At 64.7% G+C, this 19570-nt stretch carries 15 protein-coding genes; 3 read left to right on the top strand and 12 right to left on the bottom strand.

The genetic code is table 11. The features are described from left to right. Nucleotides 1–318: 318 nt before the first annotated feature. The 5 genes from VF168_14995 to VF168_14975 all read right to left on the bottom strand — a co-directional run bounded on the left by VF168_14995 (nt 319) and on the right by VF168_14975 (nt 7696). Nucleotides 319–1326, bottom strand: a complete 1008-nt coding sequence (locus VF168_14995; GenBank protein ID HEX7005490.1) for an AAA family ATPase — start codon at nt 1324–1326, stop codon at nt 319–321. Between the two features lie 35 nt (nt 1327–1361). After that, on the bottom strand, nt 1362–2807 hold the full coding sequence (locus VF168_14990) for a hypothetical protein (GenBank protein ID HEX7005489.1): 1446 nt from the start codon (nt 2805–2807) through the stop codon (nt 1362–1364). Between the two features lie 54 nt (nt 2808–2861). Further along, nucleotides 2862–4889 (bottom strand): ABC transporter substrate-binding protein, encoded by a 2028-nt coding sequence (locus VF168_14985; GenBank protein HEX7005488.1) that lies wholly within the window; start codon nt 4887–4889, stop codon nt 2862–2864. Nucleotides 4890–5081: 192 nt separating this feature from the next. Beyond that, nucleotides 5082–6794 (bottom strand): PQQ-binding-like beta-propeller repeat protein, encoded by a 1713-nt coding sequence (locus VF168_14980; GenBank protein HEX7005487.1) that lies wholly within the window; start codon nt 6792–6794, stop codon nt 5082–5084. Between the two features lie 89 nt (nt 6795–6883). After that, complete coding sequence (locus tag VF168_14975; GenBank protein ID HEX7005486.1) at nt 6884–7696, bottom strand: c-type cytochrome; 813 nt, start codon at nt 7694–7696, stop codon at nt 6884–6886. Between the two features lie 654 nt (nt 7697–8350). Between VF168_14975 and VF168_14970 the strand changes: the two genes are divergently transcribed. After that, nucleotides 8351–9316, top strand: a complete 966-nt coding sequence (locus tag VF168_14970; protein HEX7005485.1) for a hypothetical protein — start codon at nt 8351–8353, stop codon at nt 9314–9316. Between the two features lie 243 nt (nt 9317–9559). Here the strand turns inward: VF168_14970 and VF168_14965 are convergent, their stop codons facing one another. Continuing rightward, nucleotides 9560–10237: a metallophosphoesterase family protein gene (locus tag VF168_14965; GenBank protein ID HEX7005484.1), complete on the bottom strand. Its 678-nt coding sequence runs from the start codon at nt 10235–10237 to the stop codon at nt 9560–9562. A gap of 253 nt (nt 10238–10490) precedes the next feature. Here VF168_14965 and VF168_14960 point away from each other — a divergent pair, with 253 nt between their 5' ends. Then, nucleotides 10491–11486: a hypothetical protein gene (locus tag VF168_14960; protein ID HEX7005483.1), complete on the top strand. Its 996-nt coding sequence runs from the start codon at nt 10491–10493 to the stop codon at nt 11484–11486. 59 nt (nt 11487–11545) lie between these two features. Here the strand turns inward: VF168_14960 and VF168_14955 are convergent, their stop codons facing one another. The 6 genes from VF168_14955 to VF168_14930 all read right to left on the bottom strand — a co-directional run bounded on the left by VF168_14955 (nt 11546) and on the right by VF168_14930 (nt 17740). Beyond that, nucleotides 11546–12547: an aldo/keto reductase gene (locus VF168_14955; GenBank protein HEX7005482.1), complete on the bottom strand. Its 1002-nt coding sequence runs from the start codon at nt 12545–12547 to the stop codon at nt 11546–11548. Nucleotides 12548–12628: 81 nt separating this feature from the next. Next, nucleotides 12629–13780: a hypothetical protein gene (locus VF168_14950; protein HEX7005481.1), complete on the bottom strand. Its 1152-nt coding sequence runs from the start codon at nt 13778–13780 to the stop codon at nt 12629–12631. A 235-nt stretch (nt 13781–14015) separates the two neighbouring features. After that, nucleotides 14016–15137: an amidohydrolase family protein gene (locus VF168_14945; GenBank protein ID HEX7005480.1), complete on the bottom strand. Its 1122-nt coding sequence runs from the start codon at nt 15135–15137 to the stop codon at nt 14016–14018. Further along, nucleotides 15137–16168 carry an SIS domain-containing protein gene (locus VF168_14940; protein HEX7005479.1) on the bottom strand — a complete coding sequence of 344 codons (1032 nt, stop codon included), beginning with the start codon at nt 16166–16168 and terminating at the stop codon, nt 15137–15139. The genes VF168_14945 and VF168_14940 overlap by 1 nt, the downstream gene beginning before the upstream one ends. 43 nt (nt 16169–16211) lie before the next feature. Continuing rightward, nucleotides 16212–17123, bottom strand: a complete 912-nt coding sequence (locus tag VF168_14935) for an N-acetylmuramic acid 6-phosphate etherase (GenBank protein HEX7005478.1) — start codon at nt 17121–17123, stop codon at nt 16212–16214. A 134-nt stretch (nt 17124–17257) separates the two neighbouring features. Next, a complete protein-coding gene (locus tag VF168_14930) occupies nt 17258–17740 on the bottom strand; it encodes a hypothetical protein (GenBank protein HEX7005477.1) in 483 nt (160 codons plus the stop codon). Between the two features lie 141 nt (nt 17741–17881). On the opposite strand from VF168_14930, the gene VF168_14925 reads away from it, so the two are divergent. Further along, nucleotides 17882–19480: a DEAD/DEAH box helicase gene (locus VF168_14925; GenBank protein HEX7005476.1), complete on the top strand. Its 1599-nt coding sequence runs from the start codon at nt 17882–17884 to the stop codon at nt 19478–19480. The last annotated feature ends 90 nt before the right edge of the window (nt 19481–19570 follow it).

Raw genomic sequence — 19570 nt, 5'->3', positions numbered from 1 at the left:
CCGTAGCAAGCTGGGCGGCCACTCGAAGTTTGGAAGGTCGCCCGAAAGCCATCGAAGATGAGGCATCGACGAGTATAGCGACATCGAGACCTCTGTCGGCAGCGAAGAGCTTGACGTAGGGCCTGCCTAATCGGGCATAAGCATGGACGTCCAGATGTCTGAGGTCATCGCCGGCGTGATACTCGCGATGGTCGGCGAACTCCATTCCGGCGCCCGGCTGAGTGCTTCGCCTTTCTCCGTCCGGAACCGTTGGAGAGGTCCTGCTCGGCATCAGCCTGAATCGTGCGATGCGTCCCAGCAACTCGTCGTTGACGAGGGTCATCTTGCCCTGGCGACCTCACCCTTGAAGACGGTTCTGAGCACATCGCTTACCGTAATTCCCTCGTTCTCGGAGGCGAAACTCAGTTGCACACGGTGGCGTAGCGCCGGCAGGAGCATGGCATCCAAGTCTTTCACGTCGGTTGCGAACCTGCCCTGCAGCAGTGCGTGAGCCTTGGCCGCGAGCAGCCAGGACTGCGCACCCCGTGGACTAATGCCGAACCTCACGTGTCTCTTTACCTCTTCATAACGGCTTCTGTCCGGGTGGGTGGCCGCGGTGAACCTGGCCACTCGTAGCCTGAGGTCCTGGGCGACCGGCATCGCCCTCACCAGTTGGGTAAGGGCAGGCACGTCGGCCGCTTCGAACTGCCGCTCGAGTTGCCCGGTCTCGGGACCGGTCGTGCTCCTCAGGACCTCGTCGAGTACCGCTTCGGTGGGGAACTCAACGACGATCTTGAGGAAGAAGCGGTCGATCTGCGCCTCCGGAAGGACATACGTACCTTCCATCTCGATCGGGTTCTGCGTCGCCATCACCATGAAGGGCCGCGGCAGTTCTCGCTCAATGCCGGCAACCGTCACCGTTCGTTCCTGCATCGCTTCGAGGAGTGCGGACTGGGTCTTGGGCGTGGCCCGATTTATCTCATCGGCCAGGAGCAGTTGCGTGAACACCGGCCCCTGTTCGAATCGGGTGTGCATTCCCGCGGCCTCGTCATGAACCAAGACGTTGGTTCCGGTGATGTCGGCCGGCATCAAATCCGGGGTGAACTGAATACGCTTGGTGATCAGCCCGAACACATTACCCATCGTCCTGGCAAGCAGGGTCTTGCCAAGTCCGGGCGCTCCTTCGATCAAGGCGTGCCCATTGGCAATCAGGGCGAGCACGAGCTGTTCCACCACCTGCTCCTGCCCCTTGACGATTTTTCCTACCTCGCGTCGAGCAGCAGTAAGGCGCCGCACAACCTCTTCGACGTAGGCGACGTCGAGAGTACTTTCGGTCTCGAAATTCAAATCGGCCCTCCCTCTGGTCGCTTCGCCTGCTGCCTTCACTTCTCAGACTCCTCTTCCTTCGGTTCGAATAGCCGTTGAGCGAGTTGCCGGGCGTGGGCGCCCAGGGCCTGACGGCGCCAGTCGCCGGCGTCGCGACGGATGCTGTCCGTCGTTTCGACTTCCGACAGCGGTCCGGCTGCCACATCCGCCTTCGAGGCGGCCTGGCCGAAGATGGTGGCACCGCCTTCTGCCTCGGAGCCTACCTCGGCGCTCACCTGCACCCTGTTCCCACCATTCACCTCAGCCTGCGGCAGGGCGAACTCGGCTCCTTCCTCGAAGGCCTTTGGTCCCTCCCTCTGGCCTGCGTCGAGGTCCAGCGAGCCACCACCTGCCGCATCGCCAGGCGCATCCGTGGATCTCTGCGCGGCACCTGCAGGGGCAGCGCCCTCCCCGCTCTCTGCTTCCGCGATCAAACCGGCCTCCTCGATCTTCCCAGCGGGAGGCCCCGGATCTACCTGGAAAGAACCTCCGTAAGGATTGTCCACCCGCCGCGACAGCACCATCTCGAGTCGCTCTCGCACGCTCCTCACATTGGAAAGAAGGTCGCTCCCAGAAGGGGGGGCAGAGGGTAATTGGAGACCTGCCACGGGGACGTCGGCACTCTCCATGGACCGCATACTGACGTTTGGGTCGGCGTTGGAGAGTTGCCCTGTTCGTCTCGAGGCAAGCCCGTATCGTTCGCCCACAGCACGTTCCACGTGCGCCAGCAGACTAGATATGTCGCTCTGCCCGACCATGCCGCTCCCCCCCGACTCGCGTAGTTCGAGCGACAGAGTACGAGCCTGTTCCGCGACAGCCAAAGCATAGGCATCCCCCGACCGTCGCGCCTCCTCCTCGAGCGCATCCGCCAGCCGCTCTAATTCAGCCGCGAGCTCACCCGTATCGACTCCTTCCAGCATCGGAGCCGACTCCGTCTGCGCCTGAACGACCTCCCTGTTAAGGTCCCACACTTCGACCATCCTCGCCACACCCAATGAACCGATCGCCACCGCGAGGGCAACGGCATGAAGTGGCAGGAAGCGTAACGGAAGCAGCCGATCCACTCGCACTACCGGGTCGATCCTTTGTAGATCTGCGATCAGGGCTTGCTTCAAGACCTGTGTCAGTCTGTCTCGAGTTGAAGATGTCTCAAGTTCGTAAGCCGTTACGAGTCGCGACTGCAGCCCAAGCGAGTCATCCAGGTAGCGAATCATCCACGCCTCGTCGGGGGTGACCCGCCACGAGTAAGCAACTGCGGCCGCTGCTGCAACGGCTGCCGCAGCACCTATTAGCCACCAGGTGGTCCTCGGCTCGATCGAACTGTTATCGAAGATGCCCAGACCCAAGCCGATCGAAATGATGGGACTGAGGGCGGCAGTTACAACGGCGAGGCTCGTGATCGAGCGGCGCAGGAACCAGCGCCGCCTGCTATGGCGCACTATCCTGGTCAGGTTCTCGAGCAAAACGCCTCCCTCGGGCGACTGCAGCTCAAGCGGTCCATACGGTCAGTCGCGACGCTAGTTCCCTTCTGCTGGCTCTACGCACGCTGAAGACTCCCGCGAAAAACCCAAGACATCCAGCGATCCGCCTGAGCCGCTGGGCACCTGCCCGACTATCTCACCAAATTGCGCTTGGGCTCGCGGGTCGATATCCCACTCGGCCTTTGCACGGGGCCGAACCAGATAGATCGGTTGCCTCAACTGGTGGTTCCACGGCCGGAACGAGAGCCCGACTCCCTTGCCGAGTTCGAACGATTGATCGGGTGACTCCAGGTATTGCGCCAGCGACTCCCCGCTCAGATCCGCGTTATCGGATACAGCCTGGAGGAAGATCATCACCGCGGCGAAGGTCGTCCAGGCGGGAGGGTCCATAGGCGCCGCTTGCCGTGCAAGGAAGGCTTCGTTCAACTCCGCCCCGTCGCCTTCGGACAAGGCAGGGTCCCAGGTGGCGGGCCTAACGAGCGCGCCTAGAGCCGACACATCGGCGAACCGCCGCAGGAAGTTCCGGGTCTGGGCCCGGGTACGAGGCACCAGCACGACGATGGGGGCCTCTTCATCTTTCGGATACTGAGAGAGGAAAAGCTCCTGTTCAGCCGGGGCGAGTGCAAGCAGGACGGCGTCGGCGGCCGATTCCACTGTCTTCTCGATGATGTCTGTGTACACGAACTGCGAGGGAGGAGCGGCAAGGGAGCCCTGAAGCGCATCTTTGAGATGTTCTTTCAGCGCCTCGCCTGCGGGCGACTCCTCGTACACCAAAAACCAGTTTTCGACGCCCTGGTGATCGCCATACCATGTGATCGCCGCATCCGCTAGCATAGCGTCGCTGGCTTCCACATGGAACGTGAGGGACGAGCACTGTTGCCGGAGATTTGTTGCCGTCGAACCAACGTTGAAGAAGATGACATCGGCTTCCTCGGCGATCTCGCTCAGCGCCGAAGCCTGTTCGACACCGAACCCACCGGCAAGGGCGCCAACATTCTCGGTGGCAACCAAACGTTCGGCCGCACGAACCGCAGCAGCGTCGGTCGGCGCATTGGCATGAAGGATGTGTGACGCCGAATTACTCAGGCCGATTCGGCCCTGATACACCTCGGCCAAGAGCGCCCCTCGTCTTGCTGCGTCACCGACTTCAACCAAGTCGATGATGCCGCCAGTCCGACTGGGCGTGATGACGCCGATACTAGTTCTAGGTTCTCTTTCCACTTCTCCTGCATAGGGCGCAGCAATCTGAAGTTCCGGAATCCCGAAGTCTGCGATAACTGCACGGATGTCATCCCATCTTTCGGCCAGGGCGATATTGAGCCTGTCCCGGAACGATTCGTCGCCGGGGCGTACGCCAATAGTCCACGTCCGGGACATGACGATCAGCGACTCTCCGGGAATTACTTCTGGCGTGACTGGTTGAATGCGAAAATCTACTGGGTTCATCTCGTCGAAGGCGATCGCCCCGGGGGCGTAAAGGATCGCGAGGTCAATTTCTCCTTCGGCAAGCGCCTGTAGGGCTGCCAGGTCTAGGTTCGTCCCTCCCTCAGTGCCCACCGGCGGATAGCCGGTCACGTTCTCGGAGAGGCCGAGGTTGGTCAGCACGAGCGCGGGAAGCCCATACTGGTACGTGCCTATCTTCAGCTCTTCGAGGACCGGATCGTTGATCGACTCGATCTCGATGTCGTCCTCTACCCGGGTCACGAATACAAAGGGGACCTTTAGATAAGGCACAGTACCCAGCACATTCGAGGCGCCCTCGGCGATCCCCACAATCAGGTCGCAACTACCCGACAACAGTGTCCGTTGAACATTAGCCGAGTCGAGCTGCACCCACTCGTAGGTGAGGTGCGCCCCCAGCTGGTCGGCAAGGATCTCGGCAATTCGATTGTTGAAGCCGCCGTCCTCACGGCTAGACGCGGGATAATCGAACGGCGAAGCGCACGCTCTCATCTCCCATCTGTCCTGCGCCCACGCAGTCGATAGTAGCCCCATCAGGGCTGCGGTCAGGGCAATCAACATAGAGCGAACGGGTCGCACATCGGGCAGGCGTCGAACTTCCATCCTCATGCCTCCGGGCATTCAATCAGTCGAAGACCGCCCGACGTGAAATGTGCCGGGCCAGTGATAATGGACATCAGATACAGAACAGCTAGAAGCATGGGCTGGGGAACTTCCCCAGCCCATGCGCTTCGAGGACAGGAGCGATCGGCCATTGCCACGACTTGAACGTCGGAGCGCTCCCGCCCCACTAGCTCACTGGTCGAGCGCGAAGACGAATACCGCAGCGTTGCCCGCGACGGGGGGTGATACTTCATTCGGATTGTAGTCGGGAATCAATCCAACTTGAGGTGTCCCAAATCCGACGATCGACGCGACGTACTGCACCCCGTCTACGGCGTAGGTAATCGTGCCACCTTGGGAACCAGCGGTAAGCACCTGTTCGAACAGAACCTCCCCCGTCTCAGCATCGAGGGCACGGAAGCGCCGGTCGTGATTAGTAAACATCACCAGTCCACCAGCGGTGGCCACCGGACCCGAATTCATCCCGTAATCGGTGCCCCACTCCCAAACGACTTCGCCGGTAAGCGGGTCAACGGCGGTCAGCTGGCCGAGGTTATCGAACCAATAGGTCTCGTCCCGTGGACCAGCCTGGGCCCGCCATGCCTGCTCGCCGGGCTCCCAGTCTTCGGGCACAACATCCGCGCCGTAGTTGGAACAACCCATTTGGTTGGGACGATAGTAAAGGCCTGTTTCTGGACTGAATGCAGCCGGCGCGATGTGGGCCCAGCGGAAGTGCGGACACACCCTGAAGTACTCTCCGACCTCCTCGAAACGCGCGGCCGGATTGATGATCGGGTTCCAGTCCTCGTCGAAGCCCAAGTGCACAGTGGTTTCTTCTGCAACCTGGTTGCCGGCATAGACCTCGCCGGTCTCAGCGTCAAAGACCATCACGAAGCCGGTCGTAGTTGCGGCGATGACGGCACGGCGCTCTTCACCGTTGACTTCGAGGTCGACGAACATAGGCACAGTGTGCTGGTCGTAGTCCCACTCGTCGCCAGGAACGATCTGGTGGTACCAGTTGAGTTCGCCCGTGTCGACGTCAAGGCTCACGAAGCTGGAAGTGTACAGGTCTGCACTTACCTCGCCATCAGGGTCCCTACGGGCTTCGGACACGCGATCCCACGGGGTCGGTTGACCGGTGCCATAGACGACCGAGTTGGTTTCCGGATCGTAGGCGCCGGCGTTCCAGGCGGAGCCACCACCTACTCCCGTCTCCCAGGAGGGAGGATTCGGCTGCCAAGTGTCGTAAGCGGGGTTGCTGGGGTCGAGCGGAACGGTGTTGAAAGTCCACAGGATCTCGCCGTTCTCGACGTCTAGGGCGTGAATCTTGCCGGGAGCGCCACCGGAATCCGCACCGGTACGGCTCACTATCAGCTTGCCGTCACCGAAGATGGGGTTGGTGGAAAATCCTTCGTTCAGCGACTTATCAGTGATCTGAACGGCCCAGACCTCTTCCCCGGTCTTGGCGTCGACTGCAACTGTCATACCGTAACGAGTGTTGAAGAAGACCTTGCCGTCGAAGACCACGGGGCTACCACGAACGGCTGAGTCAGCGATAACCTCGCCGTCGTTGGGCTTGCTGTACTCCCAGATGACATCGCCGTTGGTGGCGTCCAGGGCGATAACTCCAGTCTGCGTCGACACGTACATTACGCCATCCCAGACCACTGGGCTACCCTGATGACCCTGCTGGAAACCCAAATCCCGGGCCCAGACGAGGCCCAGGTTCTCGACGTTAGAGCGGTTGATCTGGTCGAGCGGGCTAAAGCGCGTCTCCCTTACGTCTCTCCCAAACATCGGCCACTCTTCGGCAGGGGGATTCACGAGCTGTTCATAGGTCTGTGCAGCGCCGAGAGCGAGTGCAGCGGTCATCACTGTCGCGACTGCGCTTCGAGCCAAATTCATCTTCACGTTTTGCCTCCAAAGGAAGGAGATGTCTTTCAGGTGTCGCTTACAACTGGGTGGGGTAATCCTGCTCCAAACGGCGGAACCATTCAATTGAAACGCTCCCGCTCTGTTACCACCTCCTCTTCAGTGACAGGGCCGAAATCGTACCCGAAGGAATTTCGTACATAACTAGCGACGGCCTGAATCTGCTCGTTGGAGAGCACGTCTCCAAAGCCGGGCATGTAGGCGCCGCCGTACATGATCTGTCGGATGAGATCGGGGGCGCTCGATACGGTCTCTTCAGCTTCCGTAATCTTACGAACATGGGTGGCCAGTTCCTGATCACCGTTCATACCGTGGCAACCCGCGCACATCGAGTTGAAGATACTTTCGCCTTCAGCCATTAGGGCTTCCAAGTCAATTTCTTCCTCGGCGACCGAAGCCTGATCTTCAGCTTCAGATCCACCGGCTTCGCCGGAGGCCTGCAAATCAGCACCGATGACAGTGCCATCGGGTGAAATCAGGAACCATTCATCGCCAGATCCTTGCCCTGCCGTGCTGCCTGGGCTGCGGTCGACGAGATAGTGGTAAAGAGGCCAGCCATCGTAGGTGACTTGTTGATTTCCGTCGGGCCGTTCGATAGTACCGACGAGTTGGGGGTCCGCGCCCTCACCGGCCGTAACCTCCCCATCTGTGGTTAGGGGTGGCCAGGCGGCAGCGCAAGCAGCGTTGCAGGCACTGCCCTCCGCCTCGGCATCGCCGAGGAAGACGTAAAGGCTAAGGCCCTCGCTATCCACCAAGTGAGCACCGTATTCTTCGTGCTCCTCGACCTGAACCGTTGCTTGCGCCGTGGCAAAGGCGGAAGTCCCGCCCAGGACTGCCGCAACAAGCGCCCCAACCAAGACTCGTTGCCTGAACATAATAGATCTCCTTTCACTCCCCCAGCTACTGCCCCGAGCTTGTGCATAACGCGGACTCCTGGCCCCCGTCCCCGTTCGGTCTTGTCCTCGTGAAGCCGAGCCGCTGACATATGCCCGCGCCAGGATCTAATTGGCCAACAGACAAGAGAGCTGCTCAACTGCGTCTGGGCCAAGTTAGCGTGCCGGCATGATACACCCGGCCGCCGAAAGATGGTCAACTGACTTCGTTGTCTAAAGGGCACCCCGGACATCGCGTTTGAGATGTGGTAAAGGGGTTCTGCCAACCTTTGTCGGTGCGAAGACCGGACAGAAGACAAGAACCTTGGTAGTGCGCATCCCAAGGGTAAGCCAGTTCTCCTTTATTCCCAGGGTCACGGTCGGTGTGTGGTTCCCTGGCTATCTTTCGGGTAGGTGTCTGGCAGGTCGGCCGGAGACTCAGGTTCTTTGGAATGGGGGAGAATGATGACGAAGTTAAGGCTTGCACTGGCGCTCCTGGTCGTCTTATGGGGTGCCCCGGCGCTCGGTCAGTCCGACCAGGATTCAGGCGGCCCGGCGGGAAGTGGGGCAGCTAGTAACCAGCAGGAGCAAGATTCTGCTAGTGGCGCTTCTGAGAACGGCGAAGCGGCTGGCGAGAAGGCCAGTGAGGACGGGGCTGTGGGCGAAGATGTCGGCGCCGCAGAGGGTGAGGAAAAGGAAGGCTCGGTTTCGGGCGAAGGGGTCGAAGAGGCCGAATCGGCCGAGGGTGCGGCTGCGGAAGGCGAAGCGTCGGATGCAGCTGCCGCGGAAGAGGAAACCGAGGAAGGTGTCGCCGGCGGAGGCGCTGTCGGACAGGCGCCTTGGACATTCCCAGCCTTCGATGCCGATGGGGACGGCGCAATATCGGAGGCGGAGTTCGAGGAGTCGCTCTTCGCATTTGTATCGGCGGGCGCCGGTGAGGCGGGTCTCGAGTCCATCACCTACCTCTCGGCCGTTGAAACATTCGGCCTGAACCAGGAGCAGTTCTCGCTGGTCAAGGTCGATGCGAACGATGATGGGAGCGTTGGCAAGGACGAGTTCGGCGACCTGGCCTCGGCAGCATTCGATCGCTGGGACGCCAACAATGACGATTCACTGGCCAAACAGGAGTTCGCCAGCGGCATGTTCGTCGCTTTCGATAACAACGAGGACGGAGTCATCGCGGCCGAGGAGTTGGAGGATTACGCTTTCTGGTTCGCAAGCGGGCTCGATCTCGAACAGGTGGCCGGCGGCGGTGGTGCAGGAGGCGGCTTCAGCCAGGACTTCTTCCTTACTGGGGATATGACGATGGTTGAACCCCAGGAAGCGGAGGCAGGAGAGCCGGGTGACGCTGGAGCCATGCCGGGTCAGGAAGAAGAACAAGAGGAAGATGCGCCAGGTGAGGTCGGCGAACAGGGTGCACCTGGAGATGTTGGCGTCGGCGGCGAAGAGGACGAGGCTGACGAGTTTGCTGCTGAGGGAGACGAGATCATTCCCGACGACGAGCAGGCACCGGGTGAAGTCGGCGAGCAAGGAGCTCCGGGAGACGTTGGAGTGGAAAAGGTGCCCGGGGCGGAGCCGGAAGGCGGTGACGCCGGACAATCCGGCGAAGCTGGCGATCAGTAAGGAGTTGCCGTAAGCGAAGGATCAGGATACTCGGCAAACTGACTGCGGGCGCTACTTGGGTGGCGCCCGTCAGTATGTCGGCAAGCAGCAGAGGCGAATAGGTTCAGTAATTTCTGGAGCGGTAACTGCGTGGGCACCGGAGGTACTGCAGAGCCACTGGGATTCGAACTCCCACTCTTGCGCATTGGCTAAGACCCTGTGTTTCTGGAGGGCAAGCGCAGCGAGACGGACCGTCACCGAAAACTAATGAGAGCTTCGAGCCGGCGGAGCTAATGGGGCTCGCCCGACTCTGAACTCCCTCTCCCCCTCATCGAAGATCGCGTAGCTCGCCCCCGCCACGCCATCCCTCGGTACGCTCACGCTTCCGGGATTGAGGAACGCCCTCGCGCCTTCGGCCAGTCGTATTCGCCCGCCATTTGGCCCGAAAGGCCGGAGCGACCAGCCGGCTCCCGGCTCCTGGATGTAGGCGGCCGGGACGTGCGTATGTCCAACGAAGTAGAGGTCGCGCTTCATGTGGCTGGCGTTGGAGCGGGCGAGAGGGACGCTTATCAGGTACTCGAAGCGCCGGCGAAGGGCGCCATGGACGGCTCCCCACGACTCGTCCAGGTGCCGCTCTCGCAACCCGTCGAGGTAGGAGAGGTCGTCGGGCGCGAGCTGGGCGAGATTCCTACTTAGCGTGGCGACGACGGGGCGAGCCGCGTTTGGCCTGCGCCCGGCCCGCAGTTCGTCGAGCATCTCCTCGTGGTTGCCCTTGATACCGGCGCGCAACGGGAGTGACCGAAGCAGAGCGACTGCGCCGGCGGCGTCCTCGCCGTAACCAACGGCGTCTCCAAGGAAGATCGCCTCGTCCCACCCCTCAGCCCCGGCATGCGCAAGGACCAGTTCCAGCGAGCGCGGGTCGGCGTGGACATCGGACAGCACGAGGAGTCGCACACCTCATAATCGCATCCGTGCCGAGTTGGTGATCCATTGGGACCAGGCGCTCCTCCTATCCTGCTGCAGCCGCGCCAGGAACCCGATGCAGGGAGTCCGGATCTGCTGTCGAGCCGGCGGCGGCCGGGCCCCGGGGCACAGAATCCGCACGGTCCCACGGTGTCCACCTCGGGGCACTGCCTACGTTGGATTGGTATCGGCCCACCTCGAGGTGGGCAGCAGTCGACAAAGGGGGGAAGATATGAAACGGATCTGGTTGATGCTCATCGCCGTGGCGTTCTTCGTAGCGGCGCCGGTGGTCGCTCAGGAAGCGGGTAGCGCAGGAGAGGGGGGCGCCGCGGAGGAGAGCGCTCCGGGCCTGCCCGGTGACAACGAAGGCGATGATGCGGTCCAGGATACGGAGGTGGTCGGGGCCGACGAAGGTGAAGGCGCTGAACCCGCTGAAGACGCTGCGGGCCTGCCCGGAGACAACGAGGGGGACGACGCCGTCCAGGATGCCGAAGTGGTCGGTCAGGATGAAGGTGAAGAAGGTGCCGACGCTGCAGTAGCCGGCGGTGGAGCGGCGGGCGATCAGCCCTGGACGTTCACAGCCTTCGACGAGAACGGTGACGGCTTCCTCAGCGAGGCCGAGTTCCGTGGCGGATTCTTCGAGTTCATCTCCGACGAGCCGGCACGGATCTCACAGGATCGATACGAGGGTGCGATAGATACTTTCACTCTGGGAGGCGTGCCCGACTTCGAGACCGCGGACGCGAACGGCGACGGGTTCCTCGATGAGGAGACCGAGTTCTCCTCTGCCTTCGCTCCAGACCTGTTCCAGAGCTGGGACGCGAACTCCGACAGCCAACTTAGCGCCCACGAGTATGTCAGCGGCATGATGGCGACATTCGATGCCGACGCCAACGGCACGTTCGACCAGCAGGAGTTCCAGGCCAACGCCCAGTGGTTCGAGACCGGATTTCGGGTTGCCGGTGGCGGCGGAGCCGAGGGAGGCTTCGACGAGTCGTTCTTCCTGGGCGAGTCGGCGGGAAGCAGCTTCGAGTCAAGCCCCGCGGACGACGCCGGCATGGACGACGCCACCGAAGAAGTCGACGAAGCCGCAGCAGGTGACGCAGGGGACGACGCCACCGAAGAAGCTGAGGACGCCGCCGCGGATGAAGCAAGTGACGACAACGCCGCGGACGACGAAATGAACGACCCCGCAGAGGACGCAGGGGACGACGCCAACCAGCAGTAACCCGGAGCCATGTAGGAGGGGAGGGGCGCGGCACGGTGCCCCTCCCCTGCTCGTGATGCCTACCGCCTCTCGCGCAGATCCGGTAGTGGAGCGGGCCGATTGTCCACTATCCGTTCGATCCGCTCCAACACCTGTGGGGTGAGCTTCTCGACCAGGTCGAGTGCCTTCATGTTCTGCTCGACCTGCTCGGGTCTCGTCGCCCCGGTTATGACGCTCGAGACGTTCGGGTTCTTCAGGCACCAGGCGAGCGCCAGTTGCGCGGTGGAGGCTCCCAGCTCCTCGGCCAGCGGTCCCAGCTTCCGGACGGCCACGAGTTGCGCCTGCCCTTCCGGGGATTCCAGGCGCTTGCGTAGCCACTCGTAACCCTCGGTCGCGAAGCGGCTTCCCTCGGGGATGCCGTCGTTGTACTTCCCGGTAAGGAGCCCGCTCGCCAGCGGGCTGAAGGTAGTCAGGCCCAGGCCGAACGCCTCGTAGAGCCTCGTGTACTCGACTTCGACCCGTTGGCGGTGGAACAGGTTGTACTGCGGCTGCTCCATCGTCGGGCCAACCAGGTGCTCGCGGCGAGCGACTTCGAACGCCTCGCGGATCTGTTCGGCAGACCATTCGGAGGTCCCCCAGTAGAACGCCTTGCCCCGCTCGAGCAGGTAGTTCATCGCCCGCACCGTCTCCTCGACCGGAGTGTGCAGGTCGGGTCGATGGCAGAAGACCAGGTCGACGTAGTCGAGTTGCAACCGCTCGAGCGCCGCTTCCGTTCCCTCGATGAGGTGCTTGCGTGACAGGCCGCGGTCGTTGGGTCCGTCCCCACCCCAGAAGATCTTGGTCGAGACCACCAAGTCCGACCGTTTCCAGCCCGCCCGGCGGATGACGTTACCCATCATCCTCTCGGCCTGGCCGCTGGCGTACACCTCGGCATTGTCGAAGAAGTTGACGCCGGCACGGTAGGCAGTGTCCATGCATTCGAACGCCAGCTCCTCGTCGATCTGTTCGCCGAAGGTCACCCAGGCCCCGAAAGAAAGCTCGGAGACCTTGAGCCCCGAGCGTCCCAGATATCGGTAGTTCACGTACTCCTCCCAACGGTTCCCTAAGAACTGCGACAGGATAACGTCGGCCCGCCGCCTCGACGGTGCGGCTCGCTCCTGAAACTAACCGCTCAGCGGCGGCCGCGGCCACCTGCGCCTGAGCTGCGACGAGGAGAGGTCCTCCCGGAAATCCTCCTCGGCCAAGGAGAGGAACATCCCTTCGGACGCCTCGGGCACATCGAGTTCGTCGAGGGTGAGGAAGTTGCCGTCGCGCAGCCGGCCGGCGACCAGGAAACGCGCTCCCAGGTCTCGGAGCTCGGCGATCGCCCGGTCGCGCGCCGCGGGCGAGCCGTAGAAGCGGGCCTCCAACAGCCGGGCGGCGGTGTCGGCGCCGACCACGAAGGTGCGACCGGAGAAGAGCCTCGCCTTCTGACTGAAGAGCGGGACCCGAGTTAGCAGCAGATGGAAGTGTCCGAGGAACTGCCCAGCCCGCCGTCTGGCCTCCTCCAGCCCGATCTCGGCCTTCTCGGCATTGACGAGGGGGAGTTCGAACACCACCGGGGTTCCCAATCGTGACGAGGCGGCCTCGGCCAACCTCAGGTGGCCCCGGTGCACGGGGTTGAACGAACCGCTGAAGATAGCCGCGTTCTCGGGAAGCTCCCCACCCTGGCTGCCGTCGGGCGCCAGGAGCAACCACTCCCGCTCGCCGCGAACGAACTCCGCGGCCGGGCCTTGGGCCTCCAGCTCCAACCGCAACTCCTCGCCCTCCATCAGGGACGGGAGGGGGGCGCCGAGGACGCCGCTGGCGTCGGCTACCGCGCGGATCGCCAGCTCGCTCACCAGCTCTTCCTCACCCGCTCGGTCCCTCTCACCTTTGGCCAGGGTCACTCCGTAATGAGTGGTGCCGAAGCCGTCCCGGACGGCGATCTCGCAGCGGTGCTCGCCGCGCTTCTGTCGATCCGTAGCGATCGTGGCCGTTAGACCGAGGCCGAAGACAGCGGCCGTGGGCGCCAGTATCCCTGCCCGCTGCCGTGCGTGCCCGGCGAGGGCGGCAGCCACCTCCGGCGAGGTGAAGCGTCGCGGTTCGAAGCCAACGGCCTCCATCAGGGATGCGGGAGCGTAGCGGTCGGTCGCCTCGAGGATCGTTCGCGACGAGCCACCGACCGAGTGGAGCCACCAGAGCGCTCGAGAGCCCGCCCCGGCGAACTCCATCACCATCAGTGGCGCGCTGGCGTGGATCTCGGCCAGCAACGCCGCCCGATCGGTTTCGGTCACGGGGCCCAGCCTAGCCCACTTCGGCTGGCTTCGCCAGCTACATCCGGAGTCCGCCGGAAACGCCTCCAGGACGCTCCGAAGAGGTCTAGGGTGCAGCTCACTGCCACCTCAGGTCCAAGAGTTCATCATCGTTCGCGAGCCGGGGGCGGCTTGGCAGCATTTGGGTTCTGGCCGCATCTGGCGAGGCATCCCGCAGAAGAGCGGGATGCTTTGTTTCAGCGGCCCCCGTCCAGTCTCAGTGGGCCCCGCCGAAAGCCGGCCGCCCGCCCACCCACACCGCCTCGACGCGGTACTCCTCGTCGAGGGTCACCAGGTCGGCACGCATGCCCACGGCCAGCTGGCCACGGTCGGTGAGCCCCAGGTAGCGAGCGGGAGAGCCGGAGACCAGGTCGGACGCCTGCGCCAGCTGGACTCCGCAGGCGAGAGCGTTGCGCAACGCCTGGTCCAGGGTGAGTACGCTGCCGGCTAGCGTTCCGTCGGGCAGCCGCACCGCGCCACCGCTCACCTCCACCGCCTGGCCGCCCAGTTCGCTCGGGCCGTCGCCGAGGCCCGCCGCCCGGATGCAGTCGCTCACGAAGTGGAGCCGCTTCCCCTTGGCAGCCCGGGCGGCGTGGAAGCTGCCCGGCGCTACGTGATGCAGGTCGAAGATCAGCTCGGCGTGAGCATCGAGAAGGCCCAGTGCGGCCCCGGCCACGCCAGGATCGCGCCCCTCGATCCCGCCCATGGCGTTGAACAGATGGGTGAAGCCGTACTCGGTCTGCTCCTCTCTCATCAGCACCGCGAGGTCGAGCACCTGTTCGTAACTGGCGGTCGTGTGGCCCACGCTCACCCTCACGCCGGCGCGGGCGAAGGTCCTGGCAGCTTCGAGCGCCCCCGGCAGCTCGGGCGCGATCGTCACGACTCGCACGACGCCGGGCTCGAGCACCTGGGCGATGAGGTCCGGCTCGGGCAGCTGGGTGCAGGGCGGCTGGGCCCCCAAACGGCGGGGACTGATGAAGGGGCCCTCGAGGTGGGCTCCAGGGATGTCCGGCAGCGGGCCGTCGCCCGGTTCCGCCCGGACCTCCCGGACACCCTCGAGCGCTCCGAGCACTCGCTCCCAAGGGTTGGTCATCGTCGTGGGGAGGATGGTGGTGGTGCCGTGCCGCAGGTGGAACTGAGCCAGGGCGCGCACCCCGTCGGGACCATCCATCGTGTCGCCTCCACCGCCGCCATGGACGTGCGAGTCGATGAAACCCGGGAGGATCAGTGGCCCGTCGACGTCTCCGGGGAGTAGCTCCTCGATCCGTTCGCCGAAGCGGATGGTGCCACGCTGGAGGCCGGACGGGGTCAGGAGGAGCCCCCGGAGCTCGCGCGACATCAGATGGTCCTCGTGACCTTGGAGATGTTGCGGGGCCTGTCGGGGTCGTAGCCCCGGGCCGCGGCGAGCTGGAGTGCGAGCAGTTGGCCGGCGAGCACCAGCAGGAACGATTCGGTGACGGGGTGGCGGTTCCCGGGCAACCGTACCGCGGCGTGAGCGCCGGCCAGCAGCGATCCGGCGCTGGAGATCACCGTGAGATCTGCGCCCAGGCCTAGCAGCCGCGCGGCGACCTCCGAATTGGAGTCGAGCGTGTGATCGGCGGTCGCGAGCAACAGGACCGGCTCCCGCGGAGAGACCGCCGCGATCGGCCCGTGCTGGAACTCGGCGCTGGAGTAGGCCTGGGTACCCATGTAGCTCGTCTCCTTAAGCTTGAGGGCGACCTCCTGGGCGATGGCGAACGAGTAGCCTCGGCCCAGCACGTAGGCATCGGCGGCATGGGTGAGGCGCAGCGCGGCGTGGCTCACGGCTTCGCGTTCGGCCAGCAGCTCGCGCATGGCCCCGGGCACCGCCTGCAGGGCGGCGAGCAGCTCCTCGTCGCCCGACCAGTGGGCCACCAGCAGGGCCAGCAGCATCATCTGAGTCGAGAAGGTCTTCGTGGCGGCCACCGCCTTCTCCTCACCGGCGCCTTGCGCCAGGTGATAGTCGGCCGCCGTGGCGAGCGGGCTCGAGTCGTCGTTGGTGATCGAAACGGTGAGCGCGCCGGCCGCCTCGAGCGCCTCCAGTGAGAGGCGCACGTCCTCGGAGCGACCGGACTGGCTTACTGCTATCGCAACCGCTTCGGTGACCCTCATCCTCGAGCGGTACACGGTGAGCACACTTGGCGGCAGGCTCGCCACCGGCAGTCCCAGGTAGTTGCCGGCCAGGTAGGCGAAGAAGGAGACGGCGTTGTCGGACGATCCGCGGGCGAGAGTGACGACCATGGGGCAGTCCGCCTCCCTCAGCGCCCGAGCTACCGCTACCGGCTCAGCGGCGTCGAGGAGCCGCTGCAACACCTCCGGCTGTTCGAAGATCTCCCGTTCGAGATTGCTCACTCGAGATCAGCTCCACTCCAGCCGAGGTTCGACGCTCTTGCGCTCACCCGGCGTCGACCCCCAGCGCTTCGAGCGTGTGGCGCACCCGCTGCCCGTGCTGCTCGAGGAACTCCCTGGCTTCCGGGGCGCCCACGCCTGCTCTCAGGATAACTATCGCGACTCGGATCTCCCCGCCGGCCGCCTCCAGCGCTGCCCTGGCACGGCCGGGGTCGGCGCCTGTCGCCCTCACCACGATCGCAACGGCCCGCTCACGCAGCTTGGCGTTCGACGGAGACATGCCCACCATCAGGTTCCGGTAGGCGCCACCGAGACGTACCAGAGCCGCGGTGGAGAGGGCGTTCAGGGCGATCTTCTGGGCGGTGCCGGCAGAGAGGCGGGTCGACCCGGCCAGCACCTCGGGGCCGGTGTCGAGGCAGACCGGGTAGCGGGCAGCGGCCAGCAGAGGGGTGGCAGGGTTGTTGGCGACCCCGACGGTGGCGGCGCCACGTTCGGCGGCGGCGCGCACGGCAGCGACCGTGTAGGGCGTCCGGCCGCTGGCCGCGATCCCGATCAGGACGTCCGGTTCACCGACTCCCGCCTCTTCGACCGCTCGGTCCGCGGATCCGATATCGTCCTCGGCCCCTTCCCGGGCTCGCGCCCCGGCGTCGACCCCGCCGGCCAACAGCACCACGGTGCGGTCGAAACCGAACGTGGGCGGTAGCTCGGCGGCATCCTGCAAGGCGAGCCTGCCCGAGGTGCCGGCACCCGCGTAGAGCAAACGGCCGCCTCCGGCGAGTCGCTCGACGATCGCTTCGGCCGCGGCCTCGAGTTGCGGCAACGCCCTCTCGACCGCCTCGACCGCGCGCCGGTTGCCGTCGACCAGTTCGGCCAGGGTCCTCGACAGAGGCCAGCGGTCCAGCTCCCAAAAGCGCTCGCTCGCGGCCTCGGTTCCCGCCAGTCCGAACGGCTCAGCCATCCCCGTTCGCTTTCGCCCTGACGGGTAGCAGACGCTGTGACACGGCGCGACTCCCGCCGCTTGTTCCGAAGGTGAGTAGCATGACGGATGTTACCGCGGGCGCTCGCCCGCTCTGCGAGGGCCTCTCCCACGGCTCAGGCCGCGACCGTCAGCCGCTCCTGCTGCCGGCGCCGTACCGTCTTCCCCTTACCGACGTCATCGGGGTAGACGAAGCCGATCATCCAGAGCAGCCAGAGCGACATGACGCGCATGGGCCGCCAGCCCAGAGCGACGGTCAGCAGTCCCACTCCCAACAGAGCGAAGGTGATCCCTTCGAAGAAACCGTAGGCGAGTACCAGGAAGAGACCCACCAGGAAAGTTACGACGCTGGCGAAGAAGAAGCTGAGGGGGATGGCGATGAGCTCGTTGCCCTCGAGCCTCCTGAAGCGAGAACCGCAATAGGGGCACTCGTCTTTCACTCCGAACGGTCCCTTGGTGACCTTGGCCCGGCCGCAGGCAGGGCAGCGGAGGCCTAAGTTCGTGGTGAAGAGCCGGCGCAGGGCGAGGCCCACGTCGTCCACCGCGACCTCTCGGTAGAAGTCCTGCATCTCTTTGCCGTCTGAGGGGGTAGCGGCCACCGCTCGATTCTATGCCCGGGTTCGCGGGGCGCCTGTCGGCGGGGAACGGTGAGTCAGAAGGTTCAGCTCGAGTGGATGGCACGGTAGATTCGTAGTCGGGCGCCCCGACAGCGGCCGACCTCGTTGCTCAGATTGGAACCGATGTTCGAACAGTACGATCTCCCCGAAAGCGTAGAGAACGCACTCCGGGAGCGGAAGATCACCAGCCCGACACCGGTGCAGTCGGCGACCCTGCCGCACGCGCTGGCCGGCGGCGACGTGCTCGGCCAGGCCCGCACCGGTACCGGCAAGACGCTGGCCTTCGCCATCCCCATAGCTCGCAGGTTGGCGGCAGACCGCAGCCGTGGGCGTCCTCCGCGGGCCCTGGTACTCACGCCGACGCGAGAGCTTGCGCTCCAGGTGGCGGGCGAGCTCGCCTGGTTGGCCCGCCACCTCGACATAACCACCGTCTACGGCGGCACCGGCTACGGAAGCCAAGCGGCCGAGCTGAATCGCGGCACGGACGTGGTAGTGGCCACCCCGGGCAGGGCGCTCGACTACCTGGGCCGCGGCATCCTCGACCTCTCCGCGGTGGAGATAGCCGTCCTCGACGAAGCCGACGAGATGCTCTCGATGGGCTTCGAGGAGGATGTCGAGAAGTTGCTGGGGGCCACTCCGCCGGAGCGGCAGACGCTGCTCTTCTCCGCCACGCTGCCCGACTGGGCTCGGCGCCTCTCCGAGCGGCACCTGCGTGATCCGCTCAAGGTGAACGTCGTGCGTGAGGAGGCTGTCGGGTATCACGAGCTCGCCATCGAGTCGTCACTCGGGAGTCGCCAGTCGGTACTGGCCGACGTGCTCCACGCTCATGGCGGCGCCCGCTCGATCGTCTTCGCCAACACCAAGGCCGAGACCGACAAGCTCGCTCAGGCGCTTACCCAGTCGGGCATCCCGGCCGAGTCGATCCATGGCGACCTGAACCAGGCCCAGCGAGAGCGGGCGGTGGAGCGCCTCAGGTCCGGGCAGGTGAAGGTCCTGGTGGGAACCGACGTGGCCGCCCGCGGTCTGGACATCCCCGAGGTCGACCTGGTCGTCCACTACCGGTTGCCCAACGACCCGGGCAGCTACCAGCATCGCTCGGGCCGCACGGGCAGAGCCGGGCGCTCAGGCAAGGTCGTGATCTTCCACGGGCCGCGCGAGCGCAGCGCCCTGACGCGACTCGAGCGGGCCGTGGGACGCCGCTTCGAGCACGTCCCCCCACCGCGACCCGAGGAGGTGCAGGACGCCAAACTCGAGTCGCTGCTGGCCCGCATCGAGGAGCAACCCGCTGCCGACCGCGAGACCTGGCAGGGGGTAGCCCAGCGCTGGCTGGCTCAGGGAAACGAACAGGCCATCGCGGGTCTCCTGGCCATTACGCTGGGGGGCAAGCCCGCCCCCAGGAGCCTGCTCACCGGAGAGGAGGGGTGGGTGACCCTGGCCGTGCGGGGCCGCGTCGTCCGTACCCCACAGGTGGTGCGATTCCTGATGGAGTCCGGCGCCAAGGATGTCGGCCGGATAGTCGAGGTCGGCAAGGCAGGGGCGCTCGCCGACGTGAGGCCGGCCGACGAGGAGCGCCTGGTAGGCGTCGAGAACGCCGGACTGACGGTCGAGCGGGCTACGTCCGTTCCGCGCCACGCCACGGACGGCGGTGGACGCAGTGGAAAGCCGCGCAGCGGACGCCGCCGCGAAGGACGCAGTTCGAGGACCGGAGGCTCGGGCCGCTGAAGACGTGAGACGAGACCGAATCGGCCTCGTCTCACCAACGCCCCCCGGCGTCAGCCCCGTAGGGCCGTGCCGAATTACAACGCGCGGGGC

The sequence above is a fragment of the Trueperaceae bacterium genome (assembly GCA_036381595.1).
GTDB lineage: Bacteria > Deinococcota > Deinococci > Deinococcales > Trueperaceae > DASVCN01.
The sequence above is the reverse complement of the archived record's forward strand: the minus strand, read 5'-3'. Positions and strand labels throughout refer to the sequence as shown.